Here is a 14,668-nt window from a genome sequence, read left to right as displayed (position 1 = left end):
TCCGGGCCGGGAGCGATCACGGTGCCCGGCTGCCATAGCACAATGCGCGAGACGGGTCGCTTGTCAGGGCTTCATCAGCAGGCGCTCGACCTTCGGCCGCTCCGAGGGATCGATCAGGGCGGAAAGGTACCGCGCGGCGATTGCCGCTGCTTCGGGGCCGACGCCCTCGAGCGCCCGGTTGATGCGCTTGGCCTGGAGCCGGACCAGGCGAAGCGCCAGGTCCTGCCCGGCGGCAGTGGTGTGGAGATGGCGCTGGCGCTTGTCCTGCCGGCCGGTGCGCTGCTCGATATAGCCCTTCTCGACCAGCTCCTTGAGGACGCGGTTCAGGCTCTGCTTGGTGATCTGCAGGATGTCCAGCAACTCGGCGATGGTCAGGCCGGGGCAGCGCTGGACGAAATGGAGGACGCGGTGATGCGCCCGGCCGAAGCCGTAATCCGCCAGTATCCTGTCGGGGTCTCCGACGAAATCGCGATAGGCGAAGAAAAGCAGCTCGATCAGGTCGTGCGGAACGGCCTCGGACGAGGGCTTGAGGGGGGCGTCGTCAGGGCGAGGTTCAGACAAGGTCAAAAGCACGCTTCCAAAAATTTGGGTCAGCCTTATTGACATATCTCAGACGGAAGATTACCGGTCAAGGGCGCTGAGCGAACGATTATTTCAAAGCCAATCGTCGCAGCGCAGCTTTAGACCCATGCTTGCGTTCCCAAATCGGCTGTGCCGGAGTTCGGAGCGAGGAAGCACCCAGGAGAAGGTCCATGTCAGTCATTCCTTTCGACCAGCGCGACGGCGTCATCTGGTTCGACGGCAAGCTCGTGCCGTGGAAGGACGCCAAGATTCACGTACTGACCCACGGGCTCCACTACGGCTCCTGCGTGTTCGAGGGCGAGCGCGCCTATGATGGCGTCATCTACAAGTGCGCGGAGCATTCGCAGCGCTTCCACAAGTCGGCCGAGATCATGGATTTCACGATCCCCTATTCGGTCGCCGAGCTGGACGAGGCCAAGTATCTCTGCCTGAAGGAGAACGGGCTCAAGGACGCCTATCTCCGCCCGGTCGCCTGGCGCGGCTCGGAAATGATGGCGGTGTCGGGCATGAACAACAAGATCCATACCGCGATCGCGGTGTGGGAATGGCCGAGCATGTTCGACATGGCGCAGAAGCTGAAGGGCGTGCGCCTCGACGTTGCCGATTATCGCCGGCCGGATCCGGCCTGCGCGCCGGTCCATGCCAAGGCGGCGGGCCTCTACATGATCTGCTCGCTGTCGAAGCATAAGGCCGAGCGCGCCGGCTACGCCGACGCGATGATGCTGGACTGGGAAGGCAATGTCGCCGAATGCACCGGCGCCAACATCTTCTTCATCAAGGACGGCGTGGTCCACACCCCGCTGGCCGACCGCTTCCTCAATGGCATCACCCGCCAGTCGGTGATCGATTTGTGCAAGCAGCGCGGCTTCGAGGTGGTGGAGCGGCGCATCCGCCCGGAGGAGCTGGAAGGCTTCAACGAGTGCTTCATCACCGGCTCGGCCGCCGAGGTGACGCTCGTCTCCGAGGTCGGGCCGTACAGCTTCATCACCGGCAATATGGGCAAGGTAATCATGGAAGACTACTCCGCCGCGGTGCGCCCGCAGTCGAAGGCGGCGTGAGGCAGTGCCGTCATGCCCGGGCCTGACCCGGGCATCTCGGAAGCCAGCGACGCCGCGCCACGAGATTCTCGGGCTGGAGCCTTGCTCCGCCCGAGAATGACGCGCGCTACTTGACCTCGCTGCGGTAGAGCGTGATCCAGTCATCGGCGCCGATGCCGCGGCACTCGCCCATCATGCTGAATTCGGTCTGGACGAAGGCGGTGCCGGTCCAGGCGTAGCCGCCGGTGGCGCCGCAGTCGCCGAGACCGCGGCCCTTGGCGAAAAAACTCAGCCGGCCGGTCTTCGCGTCGAAATCGGCATTGGTCAGCATGTTCTTCGCGTCGCCCTCGCCCTCCGGCAGGGCAACCGGCTTCGCGGCTGCGACATCGCCGCGCTCCACCATCCAGAAACCGGTGGAGACGTTGTAGGCGCCGCGTGAGCAGGCGAGGCCGACGAGACGGCGGTCGCCGTCGAGCGGCCAGGCAGCATCGGCCTCGACCAGCATTTCGTCATCCTCGCAGAGATCGGCGTCGCGTTGCTTGATCTGCTTGCGCAGCGTTGCAGCGAGCGCCTTCCCGTCTTTCTCCGACAGCGTGCCGGCGGCGGGCTTTGCCAGGACGATCGGCAGCGTTGGGGCAGCCGGAACGGTGGTGCCGCTGCCCTTGCGGACGAGGGCCAAGGTCGTGTTCAGCCGGCCCTGCTGCTCGTCGATCCAGAGCATCGCGGCGACCGAGCCCGACAACGAGATGCTCGCCGTCACGCCGGGCGCAGATATTGTGAGCTTCGTCGCCTTGCGGGCGGCTTCAACCAGCGTCGCGATCTCGGCAGGCTGGAAGGATAGCGAGACCATGTCGCCGTCGGCCGCCGCCGGGAGAGCCTTGCCGCCGGCAGGGAAGGGGGCGCCGTCGAGCTTGAGCTGAAGCGCGGTCGGCGGCTTCTTCCAGTCGCCGCGCAAGCGCAGCACGAGGCTGACTGTGCCGTCAGGCCCGGCCGGGCGTTCGAGGCGCAGATAGGCGACGGTGTCGGCGCTCTCCGGCGGCAGCGACAGGGCGGTGCAGCTCTTGAGATTGTCGCAGCCGGCCATCCAATCGCGAAACGTCTTCGGCTCCGGCGCTGCCGCCAGGGCCAGGGCCGGCAGTAGCGTCAGACCGCCAGCGAGAGCGCAGCCTTTCAGCACTTCAGGGTGTCTCTTCCCAGCGTCTCGCCGCATCGTCGTCATCCGTCTTCGCCTCGACCCAGCCCCCGAGCGTGCCGTCCGCGCGGTGCTCGCGCTTCCAGAACGGAGCGCGCGTCTTGAGGTAGTCCATCATGAAATCGGCAGCCTCGAAGGCGGCGCGGCGGTGTGCGGAGGCCGCGAGCACCAGAACGATCTGCTCGCCAGGGCGGATCAACCCATAGCGGTGGATCGCGACGAGCCCCATGAGCGGCCAGCGCGCAGCGGCCTCGGCCGCGACACGGCCGATCTCAGCCTCGGCCATGGCGGGATAATGCTCCAGCTCGAGCGCGGCGAGGCTGCCATTCTCGTCGCGGCAAAGCCCGGTGAACGAGACGAGGGCACCTATGTCGGCGCGGCCGTGGCTGAGCGCCGCGATCTCGTCCGAGAGCTCGAAATCCTCGCGCTGGATGCGGATAAGAGGTGTCATGGCGGCCTCAGCCGCCGGTCATCGGCGGGAAGAAGGCGATCTCGCGGGCAGCGCCGAGCGGGCTTTGCGGCTTGGCGTGAACCTGATCGAGAGCGGCGCGCACCACGGCCTCGTTGGCGAATGCCGCCTCGTAGTTCTCGCCCCGTGCCTTAAGCCAGCGCACGAGGTCGGCGACGGTCGCAAGGTCGGCGGGGATATCGAGCGTTTCTTCCGGCAGGCCGACGCGCTCGCGCACCCAGGCGAAATAGACGAGGCGGACCGCGCGGGTGGCCGCCGCTGCGGTGGCGACAGCCGTGCTCATGGAATGCGCTCGTCTTCTTCGACGAGATAGCGGATGCCGGCGTTGAAATAGTCCCAGCCGGTATAGATCGTCAGGCCGGCTGCGAGCCAAAGCAGGGTGATGCCGATCATGGTGTTGCCGGGGAGGACCTTGTCGCCGGCCGGGCCGGCGATCAGGAAGCCGAGCGCGAAGAGCTGCGCCGTCGTCTTCCATTTCGCGACCTTGCTCACGGGGACACTGACCTTGAGGTCGGCCAGGAACTCGCGCAGCCCCGAAACGAGGATCTCGCGGCAGAGGATCACGATCGCGGCCCAGAGCGTCCAGCCCTCGATCTGGCCGGTATAGACGAGCATCAGCAGCAGGGCGGCGACGAGGAGCTTGTCGGCGATCGGATCGAGCATGCGGCCGATGGCCGATTGCTGGCTCCAGGCGCGGGCGATGTAGCCGTCGAGATAATCGGTGATGGCGGCGACGGTGTAGATTCCCAGCGCGAGCCAGCGCATCCAGTCGTCGCGCGGCCAGAACAGAATCGCCACCAGGGCCGGGATCGCCAGGATCCGCCCGTAAGTGAGGAGGTTGGGCAGCGACCACGGGCCACGCCGCCTGATGGCGTCAGGAAGAATCGTCACGTCGAGCACCAAAGCAACCCCGCTGCCATAGCGTCAACACGCAAAACCGCGAGGGCGCCATTAGTTTCAGGCATCGTGAAAGAAATCATGGACGGCCTTGGCGGTGGCCGCATTCACGCCGGGGGTGCGCATGAGGTCGTCGAGCTTGGCGCGCTGGATCGCCTTCACCGTGCCGAAATGCAGAAGCAGCGCCCGTTTGCGCGACGGGCCGATGCCGGGGATCTCGTCGAGCGGGTTCTTCATCGTCTCGCGCTTGCGCTTGGCGCGGTGCGTGCCGATGGCGAAGCGGTGGGCCTCATCGCGCAGGCGCTGGATGAAATAGAGCGCGGGATCGCGCGGCTGCAGCTTGAAGGGCTCTCGTCCGGCCATGTGGAAGGTCTCGCGCATGGCATTGCGGTCGGCGCCCTTGGCGATGGCGACGAGCGGGATGTCGCTGGCGTTGAGCTCGGCCATGATCTTGCGCGCCGCCTCGAACTGCCCCTTGCCGCCGTCGACGATGACGAGATCGGGCCGGGAGGGGAAGCCATCCTCGTCTTTACGCGGCTTTGCCGTCTTGCGGCTTTTCTTCTGCGGGCCCTCGGCCTGGGGAGTGCCGTCAGGTGCGCCCAGAAGGATGCTGGTGGAGGCTCCATCGCCCTCTGGAGCCTCCTTCGAGACGGGCGCCGCCGCGGCCTCCTCAGCATCAGGGCTAAGAGAGATCCCGGCTTCCTTCGCGAGCCGGGCGAACCGGCGCGTCAGCACCTCCCGCATCATCCCGAAATCGTCGCCGGCGATGGTGTCGGTCGAGATGTTGAAGGTGCGGTAATGGCTCTTCATGAACCCGTCCGGCCCGGCGACGATCATGCCGCCGACCGCGTTCGTGCCCATGATGTGCGAGTTGTCGTAGACCTCGACCCGGCGCGGCGCAGTTTCTATGCCGAAGGCGGTGCCGAGCGCGGCCAGCAGGGCGCTCTGGCCGGCATTGTCGGCGAGCTTGCGGGAAAGCGCCTCGCGGGCGTTTTTGACGGCATGCGCCATCAGGTCGGCGCGCTCGCCGCGCTTGGGATGGGCGACCTCGACCTTGCGGCCGGCGCGGGCCGAGAGCGCCTGGCCAATCAGCTCGATCTCCTCGACCGGGTGCGAGAGCAGAACGAGGCGCGGCGGCGGTTTGTCGTCGTAGAACTGGGCGACCACCGAGGCGAGCACCTCGGCAGGGGTCAGCGAGCGGTCGGCGCGCGGGAAGAGGGCGCGGTTGCCCCAGTTCTGGTGGTTGCGGAAGAAGAAGATCTCGACGCAGAAATGCCCGGCCTGCTCGTCGATGGCGAAGACATCGGCCTCTTCCACGCCCTGAGTATTGATGTCCTGCCCGGCCTGCACTGCGGAGAGCGCCGCGAGGCGGTCGCGGTAGCGTGCGGCCTTCTCGAACTCCAGCTCTTCGGCGGCTTCCTGCATCCGCGCCGATAGCAGTTGTTTCACGGCGGAGGAGCGGCCGGAGAGGAAGTCGCGGGCCTGGCCGGCGAGCGCCTGATAGTCGGAGATCGAGATCTCGCCGGTGCAGGGGCCGGCGCAGCGCTTGATCTGGAAAAGCAGGCAGGGGCGGGTGCGGTTCTCGTAGAAGGAATCCGAGCAGGTGCGGATCAGGAACGCCTTCTGCAGTGCGTCGATGGTACGCGTCACCGCCCAGACCGAGGCGAAGGGGCCGAAATAGTCGCCCTTGCGGTGGCGCGAGCCGCGATGCTTCAGGATCGCGGGCGCGTCATGGTCGCCGGTCAGCAGGATATAGGGGAACGACTTGTCGTCGCGCAGCAGCACGTTGTAGCGCGGCCTGAGCTGCTTGATCAGGTTCGACTCGAGCAGCAGCGCCTCGGTCTCGGTGCCGGTGGTGACGAACTCCATATTCGCCGTCTCGGCGATCATCCGGGCGACGGCGTTGGTGTGCGCCATGCCGCGGGCATAGGAGGTCACGCGGTTTTTCAGGCTTTTGGCCTTGCCGACATAGAGCACCTCGCCGGCCCGATCGAACATCCGGTAGACCCCCGGCTTGTTCGGCAAATGCTTCGCGAATTGCTGGATGACCTCGATGCCGGCCTTGAGCGCGCCGGGCGCTGTGTCGCCGAGATCGAGCGCGGGGTCCGGAGCGGGGAGGCTGTCCTCCTCGTCCTCGAACTCGTCCTGAGGCAGATCGTCCTGACGTTCGCGATTCATGATGTCCATGTAGGGTGTCGCGGCGGCTTCGTCATGTCAGGAGCAGCGCCGCGATGGCGGTGTTCGCACCGTTGCGGCCCCTGGTCCGCTTAACGTCGCGCGAAAACCGACGATGGTTTCTCAACGTTGTCTTCTATCCCGCCGAGGGCAGGGGGCCGTTTTCCTTCGAACGTCGATCTGATCTCGGTTTGACATCATGTTGATGGCGTTCTAATTGTTAATCTCGATTTAGGCCTGATGACTTGGCCATTCGCGCCTTTTTTGAGCGCGACACGCTGATGAACTCTTCCTTTTATCGAATTCGCCGCCGCATGTGATCCATGCGGCTTGAATAAGCGCGCTTGCGGGAGGCGCCGATGGCTTCGGGTTCAGTTAAGTGGTTCAATGCGACCAAGGGTTTTGGTTTCATTCAGCCTGACGATGGTGGGCAGGACGTGTTCGTCCATATCAGCGCGGTAGAGCGTGCCGGCCTGCGCGATCTGCGCGAAGGTCAGAAGATTTCGTACGAGCTGGTCCAGGACAAGCGGTCCGGCAAGAGCTCGGCCGATAATCTGCGGGCCGAATAACCGCTGGAGAGGCGGGACAACGGCGATTTGAGGCGTCACATGCTGGCGCCACGATGCAGCGTTTCTCGGCAGCAGTGAGTGAAGGGTCGGGATCAACAAGCCCGGCCCTTTGTGTTTTTTGGAAAGGGTAGTCATGCAAGTTCTCGTTCGGGACAACAATGTCGAGCAGGCGCTTCGTGTCCTGAAGAAGAAGCTGCAGCGCGAAGGCGTGTTTCGCGAAATGAAGCAGCGCCGCGAATACGAGAAGCCGTCAGAGCGTCGCGCGCGGGAGAAGGGCGAGGCGGTCCGCCGCGCCAAGAAGGCCGCTCGCAAGCAGGCGCAGCGCGAGGGTCTGCTGCCGGCGCCGAAGCGCAAGCTGCCCGTCGGCAAGGCACGCAGCGGAGCGCCGCGTCCGCCTTCCATCTGATCCGCATCGATCAGCTGTCGTCTGCCGAGAAGGAGTTTCCCATGTCTAGTCGCAATATGAAGCTGGACGAGATCAAGGCTCGGGCGCAGGCGGCTTTCGAGACGACCGAGCAGCGCAAGAAAGATACGCTTGTCGCGTGGCAGGCGCTCGAGGACCAGTCCAGCCAGACGCGCCTCAAGACCGAGAGGTTGAGAGCCCTGCGACTTGCGCGGGACGCCGAAGAGGCTGCGGCCAAGGCGAAGGCGCCACGCAGCGATGCGGCGGTGAAACGTCCGCGCCGCGTTGCGGCCAAGTCGCTCTGATACTCTTCGGTTGATGCATATCCGGGGGTGGCGATCACGCCATGTCGCTCCCCGCCTTTCGTCCGCCCCTGCCAGCGTCATGGTCACGCGCGGCGTGTACGGCGGCGAGGCAAGCGGACAATGACCGCTCCCTCTCCGGGGCCGGGGCCCATAACCCCGCTCAATCGCGCGTCGAGCGGCTGGTGACGAGGATCTGCCATCGGCTGCCGCTGTCGAAGCGGAGCCGGCTTTGATGAAGGCGGCCGTCTGTCGTCGCCGGCGCAGCCCGTTTCGTTGAGACGCGCGGTCGCGTTCAGGCTGCGACATCCTCCCCGATCCAGTCCTGAACGATCGCCTCGCTGGCGTGGATGCAGACCAGTTCCAGGCGGCCGGTTCCGATATTGACGAATTTGTGCGGGATTCCCGGCGGCCCCACGACGATGGTGCCGGCCTTCGCCCGAATTCTTTCGGCGCCGACGGTGAACTCCGCTTCGCCGGCGCGGACCACCCAGGTTTCCGAATAGGGGTGAACGTGCAGTCCCGGCCCCTGTCCCGGTTCGTTGTCGACCAGAAAGAACGAGACCTGCGAGCCGTAGCCGCCGCCTTCGAAGCGGGCAGTTCGGCTTGCGCCACTCCGCAGGATGTCGCTGTCGATCATCGTCGCCATGTTGATCTCCTCGAATTATCTTTGCGCCAAGATAATCGCCAAGAGATATCTTTGCGTCAAGATATCCCTTGGCGCGGGCGTCGTGCTGAGGCAGAGGAAGGGAGCGTGGAGGGGCGGGGCCGGCGATGACGAAGATGGACCATGTCGAGCGTGTCAGGGCTCAATGGGCACGCGAACTGCCGGATCTCGACACGACGCCCACGGCGATCCTGGGGCGGGCGTATCGCTTATCCAATCTCGTCCGGCCAAGCATTGAAGAGACGTTCGCAGGTTTCGGACTCGATCGCGGTGAGTTCGACGTCATCAGCACCTTGCGTCGCAGCGGGCCGCCTTATCGGCTCACGCCGACGGCGCTCTATCGCTCCCTGATGATCACCTCCGGTGGGCTGACACACCGGCTGGGGCGGCTGGAAAAGGCCGGGCTGGTGCGCCGCGAGAGATCGGCGAAGGATGGGCGGAGCCTCCTCGTCGTCCTGACCGAGCTGGGTTTCCAGCGGGCCGAGGAGGCGCTCCGCGCCGATATGGCAAGCGAGGCCCGGTTCCTCGAAAGCCTCAGCCCTTCCAAACGAGCAGCTCTGGCGGAACTTCTGAAAGAGTTGCTGGCGGCGCTCGAAAGCGATGCGATGCCGGAAGGCGAGGCGTGATGCCAGCCAGACCCGGCCGAATCATCCTGCTCAACGGCGCATCGAGCAGTGGCAAGTCCTCGTTGGCGCAGGCGCTGCAGCGTCGGATCGATACGCCCTTCTGGCAGATCTCGATCGACCATCTGCGTGATTCGGGCGTGCTGCCGACGGCGCGGATCAAGAGCGGGGAATTCGATTGGGGGAGGATGCGGGAGGCTTTCTTCCTCGGCTTCGAGCGCTCGCTCCTCGCCTATGTCGAGGCCGGCAACGATCTCATCGTCGAGCACATCATGGAGAGCGAGGACTGGCTGCTCCGGCTCGCCGATATGCTCGCCGGGCAGGACGTGTTCTTTGTCGGCGTGCATTGCGAGCTTGCCGAGCTGGAGCGCCGCGAGCTGGCGCGAGGCGACCGGCCGGTCGGCGATGCGCGGCGCGACTATTTTCGCATCCACTCCTATTGTCTCTACGATGTCGAAGTGGACGGGACGCGGGACATCCAGGCCAATGCCGATGCGGTCATCGCCGCGTGGCGCGGGCGGTCGCGGCCATCGGCTTTCGAGCGGGTGAGGGAGCGTCGCGATCAAAGCTGAAGGCGGTTCGGGGACGACCTCGCCATGCCGCAGATGTGCTCGCCGTCGCCTCGGAATGCAGGTCGGGGGGCTGTCGCACGAGCAAGGCCGGGCCAATATGGAAGTGACCGGCCCATGCCGCGCATTCATCAAGGATCGAAGCTCATGTCCCAGTCTGACAGCGTTCGGATCGTTCTCGCCTCTCGCCCGGAAGGGCGCCCCAGCCCGCAGAACTTCCGGCTGGAGCACGCCGCCATCCCGGCGATCGCCGAAGGGCAGGTGCTGCTCAAGGTCCAGTATCTCTCGCTCGACCCCTATATGCGCGGGCGGATGAGCGCGGCAAAATCCTACGCTGCCTCGACCGAGATCGGGCAAGTGATGGAGGGCGGCACGGTCGCCGAGGTGCTCGAAAGCCGCGATCCTGCCTTCAAGCCCGGCGACACCGTCCTGTCCTATTCCGGCTGGCAATCGCATGCGGTGGGGAACGGTGCACAGCTGCGCAAGCTCGATCCGAAGAGCGCGCCGGTGACGACGGCGCTCGGCGTGCTCGGCATGCCCGGCTTCACCGCCTATGCCGGGCTGCTCACCATCGGCCAGCCCAAGCCCGGCGAGACGGTCGTGGTCGCGGCGGCGAGCGGGCCTGTCGGCTCGGCAGTCGGCCAGATCGCACGGCTCAAGGGCGCGCGGGCGGTCGGCATCGCCGGCGGCCCCGAGAAATGCGCCTTCGTGCGCGAGACCTTCGGTTTCGATGCGGTCATCGACCATCGCGATCCCGACATGGCCGGGAAGCTCGCGGCTGCCTGCCCGGATGGCATCGACGTCTATTTCGAGAATGTCGGCGGTCATGTCTGGGATGCCGTCTTCCCCCTGCTCAACACCTTCGCCCGGATTCCCGTCTGTGGCCTCGTCGCGCAGTACAATGCCACCGGCGATTTCCCGGGGCCGGACCGGCTGCCGGTGCTGATGCGCCAGGTCCTGTCCAAGAGCCTGACGATCCGCGGCTTCATCCAGCGCGAGTTCGTCGCAGCGCAGGGGGCAGCTTTCCGCGAGGATATGGCGCGCTGGATCGCGGAAGGCGCAGTCAAATACAAGGAAGACATCGTCGAGGGGCTGGAGAACGCGCCCGAGGCCTTCATCGGGCTGCTCGAAGGCAAGAACTTCGGCAAGCTGATCGTCAAACTCTGAGACAGCGTGCCACGGGCAAGCCTTTTTCCTTGACCATTGAGCGAGCGCGCGGCCATCACCGTGCGCCCGCTACCGGACCCCGCCCATGCCCGTTTTCGCCATTCCCTTCCCGATGATCGATCCCGTTGCGGTCCAGATCGGGCCGCTCGCGATCAAATGGTATGGGCTGGCCTATGTCGTCGGCCTCCTCGGCGGCTGGTGGTATGCGCGCCGGCTCGTCGCCTCCGACGGTTTGTGGGGCGGGCGGGCGCGGCCGCAGCCGGTCGAGCTCGACGACATGCTGCTCTTCGTCGCCTTCGGCGTCGTGCTCGGCGGGCGGATCGGCTTCGTGCTGTTCTACGATCTGCCGCGCTATCTCGAGCGCCCGCAGGATATCCTCGCGATCTGGCAGGGCGGCATGTCCTTCCATGGCGGTTTGATCGGCGCGACGCTGGGCCTATGGCTCTTCGCCAGGAGGCGCGGCTATCCGGCGCTGTCGGTGTTCGATCTGGCGGCGGCGGTGGTGCCGATCGGGCTTTTCCTCGGCCGTATCGCCAATTTCATCAATAGCGAGCTCTGGGGCCGGCCGGCGCCGGACTTTCCCTATGCAATGATATTCCCCAATGGCGGGCCGGTGCCGCGCCATCCGAGCCAGCTCTATGAGGCGCTTGGCGAGGGCCTGCTGCTCTTCATCCTGGTGAATCTCGTCGTCCGCTTCGGTGGCTTCAGGCGGCCAGGCCTCGTCGCCGGCACCTTCGGCATGGGCTACGCGCTCGCCCGCATCGTCTGCGAGTTCTTCCGCGAGCCCGATCCGCAGCTCGGCTTCCTGTTCGGCACCTCCGTCAATGCGCTTTCGGGCGGCATCACCATGGGCATGCTGTTGTCGCTGCCTGTGTTCTTCGCCGGGCTCTGGCTCGTGCTGCGCAGCCGGAGCGCGGTGCCAGGGGAGGTGCGTGCGTGAGCACGCTCAAGGCCGAGATCGTCGATCTGATCCGGCAGGAGGGGCCGATCGGGATCGGCCGCTATATGGCGCTGGCGCTCGGCCATCCCCGCCATGGCTACTATATGACGCGCGACCCCTTCGGACGCGACGGCGACTTCACCACGGCGCCGGAGATAAGCCAGATGTTCGGCGAGCTGATCGGACTCTGGGCCGCCCATCTCTGGCAGGCGATGGGCGCGCCCTCGCAGCTGCGCGTCGTCGAACTCGGCCCGGGGCGCGGCACGCTGATGGCCGACATGCTGCGGGCGATGCGGATCGTGCCCGGCTTCCGCGAGGCGGCCTCTGTCCATCTCGTCGAAACCAGCCCGGTTCTGCGCCAGCGCCAGGCGGCGACCCTGAAGGGAAGCGAACCGGTCTGGCATGACAACGTCGCCGAGGCGCTGTCCGGCCCGGCGATCGTCATCGCCAACGAATTTCTAGATGCGCTGCCGCTCGACCAGTTCGTGATGACGCCCGAGGGTTGGCGCGAGCGGCTGGTGGGACTGGATGCTGCCGGCCATCTGGCATTCGGCCTGGCTGCAGGAAAGGAGGATGCTCTGGACGCCGCCGCTCCAGCCGGAACGACTTTCGAGCAGCCGACCCTCGCGCTCGACATCGTCGCGCAGGTCGCCGGCCATGTCGCGACGGAGGGCGGTGCGGCGCTCTTTATCGACTATGGCTCGGCACGCTCCGGCTTCGGCGATACACTGCAGGCGATGAAGCGGCATGAATTCGTCGATCCGCTGGCCGAGCCAGGCGAGGCCGACCTCACCGTCCATGTCGATTTCGAGCGGATCGGGCAGGCAGCGCTCAAGGCGGGCGCGGCACTGCACGGCCCCGCGAACCAGCGCGATTTCCTCTTGGCGCTGGGTCTCCCGCAGCGGGCGCAGGCGTTGTCGCTCAAGGCCGATGCTGCCCAACGCGCGGCGATCTCCGCCGCCTTCGATCGGTTGCTCGCGCCCGGCGAGACGGGCATGGGCGATTTGTTCAAGGTTCTCGCGTTATCGCATCGGAACCTGCCGCCCTTGCCCGGATTTGACCTTCATCGACTGCCAGATCTGGGCTGACTTCAGCAAGCCTCTCGGCTTCGCTCAAACCGGACTCGAGCCATGTTCATCACCGCCCGCGAACTCGCCGGAGAGCCCGGCATCCGCCACGCTTTCTTCACCCGCGAAGGCGGCGTCTCGACCGGCATCTACGCTTCCTTGAACGGCGGTATGGGCTCCTCCGACGATCCGGCCGCGATCGCCGAGAACCGGATGCGGATGGCGCAGCACCTCGCGGTCGAGCCGACACACCTCGTCAGCCTCTATCAGGTGCATTCTGCCGATGTGGAGGTCGTCACCGGCCCGTGGCCTGGGGAGCGGCCGAAGGCCGATGCGATGGTCACGACCGCATCGCATGTCGCGCTCGGCGTCAGCACTGCCGATTGCGGGCCGATCCTCTTCGCCGACAGCGAGGCGCGGGTCGTCGGTGCCGCCCATGCCGGCTGGAAGGGGGCCTTCAGCGGCATCGTCGGTGCGACCGTGACTGCGATGGAGAAGCTCGGCGCCCGGCGCGAGCGCGTCACGGCCGTGCTCGGGCCAACCATCAGCGCCAAGGCCTATGAGGTGGGGCCGGAATTCATCGAGCGCTTCAAGGCAGAGAACCGGACCTATGCTCGCTTCTTCACACCGTCCGAGCGGCCGGCCCATGCGCTGTTCGATCTGCCGGCCTTCATCATGCTCAAGGCACAGGAGGCGGGAATTGGCCGTTTCGTCGATATGGGCCTGTGCACATATGGCGACGAGAAGCATTTCTTCAGCTATCGGCGCACCACCCATCGCGGCGAGCCCGATTACGGGCGCTTGATCTCGGCGATCGTGCTCGACTGAGCAGGAAACGGTCGACGGAACGGTCATCGCGCTTGTCGCGGCCTGCGAGCGGAGTCATCGTCGCTCCAGGCTGGTCGGAATGCATCGCTTCGCCGGCTCAGAGGCGTTCTTCGGGCGATGCATTTCATGCGGGGGCCGAGATGGAACAGATCCTGATGAACCTAGTCGCCGGTGCGATCGGCGGGAATGCGGCCGGCAAGACCAGTCCCAGCTTCGATCTCGGGACATTGGGCAACACGATTTCCGGGCTGGTCGGCGGCGGCGTACTCGGCCAACTCGTCCCGCTCTTGCTGCCGGCGATCAGCGCGGCGGCACAGGGCGGCAATCTCAGCGTCGGCGGCGTCCTGACCAACCTGATCGCCGGAGGTGCCGGCGGCGCCATCCTGACCGCGATCATCGGCGCGCTGAAGAACAGGGCAGCCTGAGCAAGGCCAACGAAACCGGCAGCCCGGCTTCCTGCGGAGCCGGGCTGCGTTTTCTGCAGGGGCGCGGCCTTGCGAGCGACACGAGGTGCAGGGATGCTGCGCCCGGAAGAAGCCTTGGAGGCCGCCTTGTCCCGTTCGATCACCTATTACTTCTCGCTGCATTCGCCTTGGACCTATCTCGGCAACGCGGCCTTCCATGACATCGCGCGCCGGCATGGCTGCACCGTCGATTACCGGCCGATACCACTGCGCTCGGTTTTCGACGAAACGGGCGGATTGCCCCTGCCGAAACGGCACCCCGTGCGGCAACGCTACAGGCTTGTCGATCTTCAGCGCTGGCGCGAGCGGCGCGGCCTGCCGCTCGTTCTGCAGCCGCAGCATTTTCCTTTCGATCCTTCCCAGGCCGACCGGATGACGATCGCGATTCTGGCGGATGGCGGCGATCCCTTTGCCTTCATCAGCGATGTGATGGCGGGTGTCTGGGCACGCGACGAAGACATGCGCCGGGCTGAGGCAGTTCTGGCTTGCGCGGATCGGGCTGGGCTCGATGGGCCGGCTCTGGTTGCGGCTGCCGATAGTCCGCCGATCAGGCAACGCTACGAGGCCGCGCTGGGCCAGGCCGTTGAGGCCGGCGTCTTCGGGGCGCCGAGCTATGTGCTCGATGGCGAGTTGTTCTGGGGGCAGGACCGGCTCGAACTGCTCGACTCGGCGCTGGCGAGCGGGCGTGCTCCCTATCGGCCCGACGATGGTGCCTGA

Annotated in this window: 19 protein-coding genes; 12 read left to right on the top strand and 7 right to left on the bottom strand. The window is 65.9% G+C overall.

The window, feature by feature from the left end; translation table 11 throughout:
* Positions 1-63: 63 nt before the first annotated feature.
* Positions 64-606, bottom strand: a complete 543-nt coding sequence (locus tag AB4Z10_RS08110) for a MarR family winged helix-turn-helix transcriptional regulator (RefSeq protein WP_441469871.1) — start codon at positions 604-606, stop codon at positions 64-66.
* A gap of 146 nt (positions 607-752) precedes the next feature.
* Between AB4Z10_RS08110 and AB4Z10_RS08105 the strand changes: the two genes are divergently transcribed.
* Complete coding sequence (locus AB4Z10_RS08105) at positions 753-1,640, top strand: branched-chain amino acid aminotransferase (RefSeq protein ID WP_441469870.1); 888 nt, start codon at positions 753-755, stop codon at positions 1,638-1,640.
* Between the two features lie 106 nt (positions 1,641-1,746).
* Here the strand turns inward: AB4Z10_RS08105 and AB4Z10_RS08100 are convergent, their stop codons facing one another.
* The 5 genes from AB4Z10_RS08100 to uvrC are packed head-to-tail and all read right to left on the bottom strand — an operon-like array spanning position 1,747 to position 6,355.
* Positions 1,747-2,796 (bottom strand): DUF1176 domain-containing protein, encoded by a 1,050-nt coding sequence (locus tag AB4Z10_RS08100; RefSeq protein ID WP_441469869.1) that lies wholly within the window; start codon positions 2,794-2,796, stop codon positions 1,747-1,749.
* A 1-nt stretch (position 2,797) separates the two neighbouring features.
* Complete coding sequence (locus AB4Z10_RS08095) at positions 2,798-3,262, bottom strand: molybdenum cofactor biosynthesis protein MoaE (RefSeq protein ID WP_441469868.1); 465 nt, start codon at positions 3,260-3,262, stop codon at positions 2,798-2,800.
* Between the two features lie 7 nt (positions 3,263-3,269).
* Positions 3,270-3,563 (bottom strand): molybdopterin converting factor subunit 1, encoded by a 294-nt coding sequence (gene moaD / locus AB4Z10_RS08090; RefSeq protein ID WP_441469867.1) that lies wholly within the window; start codon positions 3,561-3,563, stop codon positions 3,270-3,272.
* Positions 3,560-4,180 carry a CDP-diacylglycerol--glycerol-3-phosphate 3-phosphatidyltransferase gene (pgsA, locus tag AB4Z10_RS08085; protein WP_441469866.1) on the bottom strand — a complete coding sequence of 207 codons (621 nt, stop codon included), beginning with the start codon at positions 4,178-4,180 and terminating at the stop codon, positions 3,560-3,562. Before pgsA ends, moaD begins: the two co-directional genes overlap by 4 nt.
* A gap of 57 nt (positions 4,181-4,237) precedes the next feature.
* Positions 4,238-6,355 (bottom strand): excinuclease ABC subunit UvrC, encoded by a 2,118-nt coding sequence (uvrC, locus tag AB4Z10_RS08080; RefSeq protein ID WP_441470036.1) that lies wholly within the window; start codon positions 6,353-6,355, stop codon positions 4,238-4,240.
* A gap of 356 nt (positions 6,356-6,711) precedes the next feature.
* On the opposite strand from uvrC, the gene AB4Z10_RS08075 reads away from it, so the two are divergent.
* From AB4Z10_RS08075 to AB4Z10_RS08065, 3 genes are all read left to right on the top strand, one after another.
* Entirely contained in the window at positions 6,712-6,921 is a 210-nt protein-coding gene (locus AB4Z10_RS08075) for a cold-shock protein (protein ID WP_441469865.1), read from the top strand.
* Positions 6,922-7,054: 133 nt separating this feature from the next.
* Positions 7,055-7,327, top strand: coding sequence for a 30S ribosomal protein S21 (gene rpsU / locus AB4Z10_RS08070; RefSeq protein ID WP_441469864.1), 273 nt, complete (start codon positions 7,055-7,057; stop codon positions 7,325-7,327).
* A 41-nt stretch (positions 7,328-7,368) separates the two neighbouring features.
* The gene (locus tag AB4Z10_RS08065) at positions 7,369-7,629 is read left to right on the top strand and encodes a hypothetical protein (RefSeq protein ID WP_441469863.1); all 261 of its coding nucleotides are present in this window, start codon (positions 7,369-7,371) and stop codon (positions 7,627-7,629) included.
* 292 nt (positions 7,630-7,921) lie between these two features.
* Here the strand turns inward: AB4Z10_RS08065 and AB4Z10_RS08060 are convergent, their stop codons facing one another.
* Positions 7,922-8,275, bottom strand: coding sequence for a cupin domain-containing protein (locus tag AB4Z10_RS08060; RefSeq protein ID WP_441469862.1), 354 nt, complete (start codon positions 8,273-8,275; stop codon positions 7,922-7,924).
* A gap of 134 nt (positions 8,276-8,409) precedes the next feature.
* On the opposite strand from AB4Z10_RS08060, the gene AB4Z10_RS08055 reads away from it, so the two are divergent.
* The 8 genes from AB4Z10_RS08055 to AB4Z10_RS08020 all read left to right on the top strand — a co-directional run bounded on the left by AB4Z10_RS08055 (position 8,410) and on the right by AB4Z10_RS08020 (position 14,668).
* Entirely contained in the window at positions 8,410-8,919 is a 510-nt protein-coding gene (locus AB4Z10_RS08055; protein WP_441469861.1) for a MarR family winged helix-turn-helix transcriptional regulator, read from the top strand.
* Positions 8,919-9,488 (top strand): chloramphenicol phosphotransferase CPT family protein, encoded by a 570-nt coding sequence (locus tag AB4Z10_RS08050; RefSeq protein WP_441469860.1) that lies wholly within the window; start codon positions 8,919-8,921, stop codon positions 9,486-9,488. The genes AB4Z10_RS08055 and AB4Z10_RS08050 overlap by 1 nt, the downstream gene beginning before the upstream one ends.
* A gap of 144 nt (positions 9,489-9,632) precedes the next feature.
* Positions 9,633-10,652 carry an NADP-dependent oxidoreductase gene (locus AB4Z10_RS08045; RefSeq protein ID WP_441469859.1) on the top strand — a complete coding sequence of 340 codons (1,020 nt, stop codon included), beginning with the start codon at positions 9,633-9,635 and terminating at the stop codon, positions 10,650-10,652.
* Between the two features lie 85 nt (positions 10,653-10,737).
* Positions 10,738-11,592, top strand: coding sequence for a prolipoprotein diacylglyceryl transferase (lgt, locus tag AB4Z10_RS08040; RefSeq protein ID WP_441469858.1), 855 nt, complete (start codon positions 10,738-10,740; stop codon positions 11,590-11,592).
* The gene (locus AB4Z10_RS08035) at positions 11,589-12,680 is read left to right on the top strand and encodes a class I SAM-dependent methyltransferase (RefSeq protein ID WP_441469857.1); all 1,092 of its coding nucleotides are present in this window, start codon (positions 11,589-11,591) and stop codon (positions 12,678-12,680) included. The genes lgt and AB4Z10_RS08035 overlap by 4 nt, the downstream gene beginning before the upstream one ends.
* Positions 12,681-12,722: 42 nt before the next feature.
* The gene (gene pgeF, locus AB4Z10_RS08030; protein WP_441469856.1) at positions 12,723-13,487 is read left to right on the top strand and encodes a peptidoglycan editing factor PgeF; all 765 of its coding nucleotides are present in this window, start codon (positions 12,723-12,725) and stop codon (positions 13,485-13,487) included.
* A 140-nt stretch (positions 13,488-13,627) separates the two neighbouring features.
* Positions 13,628-13,912: a hypothetical protein gene (locus tag AB4Z10_RS08025; protein WP_441469855.1), complete on the top strand. Its 285-nt coding sequence runs from the start codon at positions 13,628-13,630 to the stop codon at positions 13,910-13,912.
* Between the two features lie 126 nt (positions 13,913-14,038).
* Entirely contained in the window at positions 14,039-14,668 is a 630-nt protein-coding gene (locus AB4Z10_RS08020) for a 2-hydroxychromene-2-carboxylate isomerase (RefSeq protein ID WP_441469854.1), read from the top strand.

Source organism: Allobosea sp. RAF48 (assembly GCF_052114025.1).
Lineage (GTDB): Bacteria > Pseudomonadota > Alphaproteobacteria > Rhizobiales > Beijerinckiaceae > Allobosea.
The sequence above is the reverse complement of the archived record's forward strand: the minus strand, read 5'-3'. Positions and strand labels throughout refer to the sequence as shown.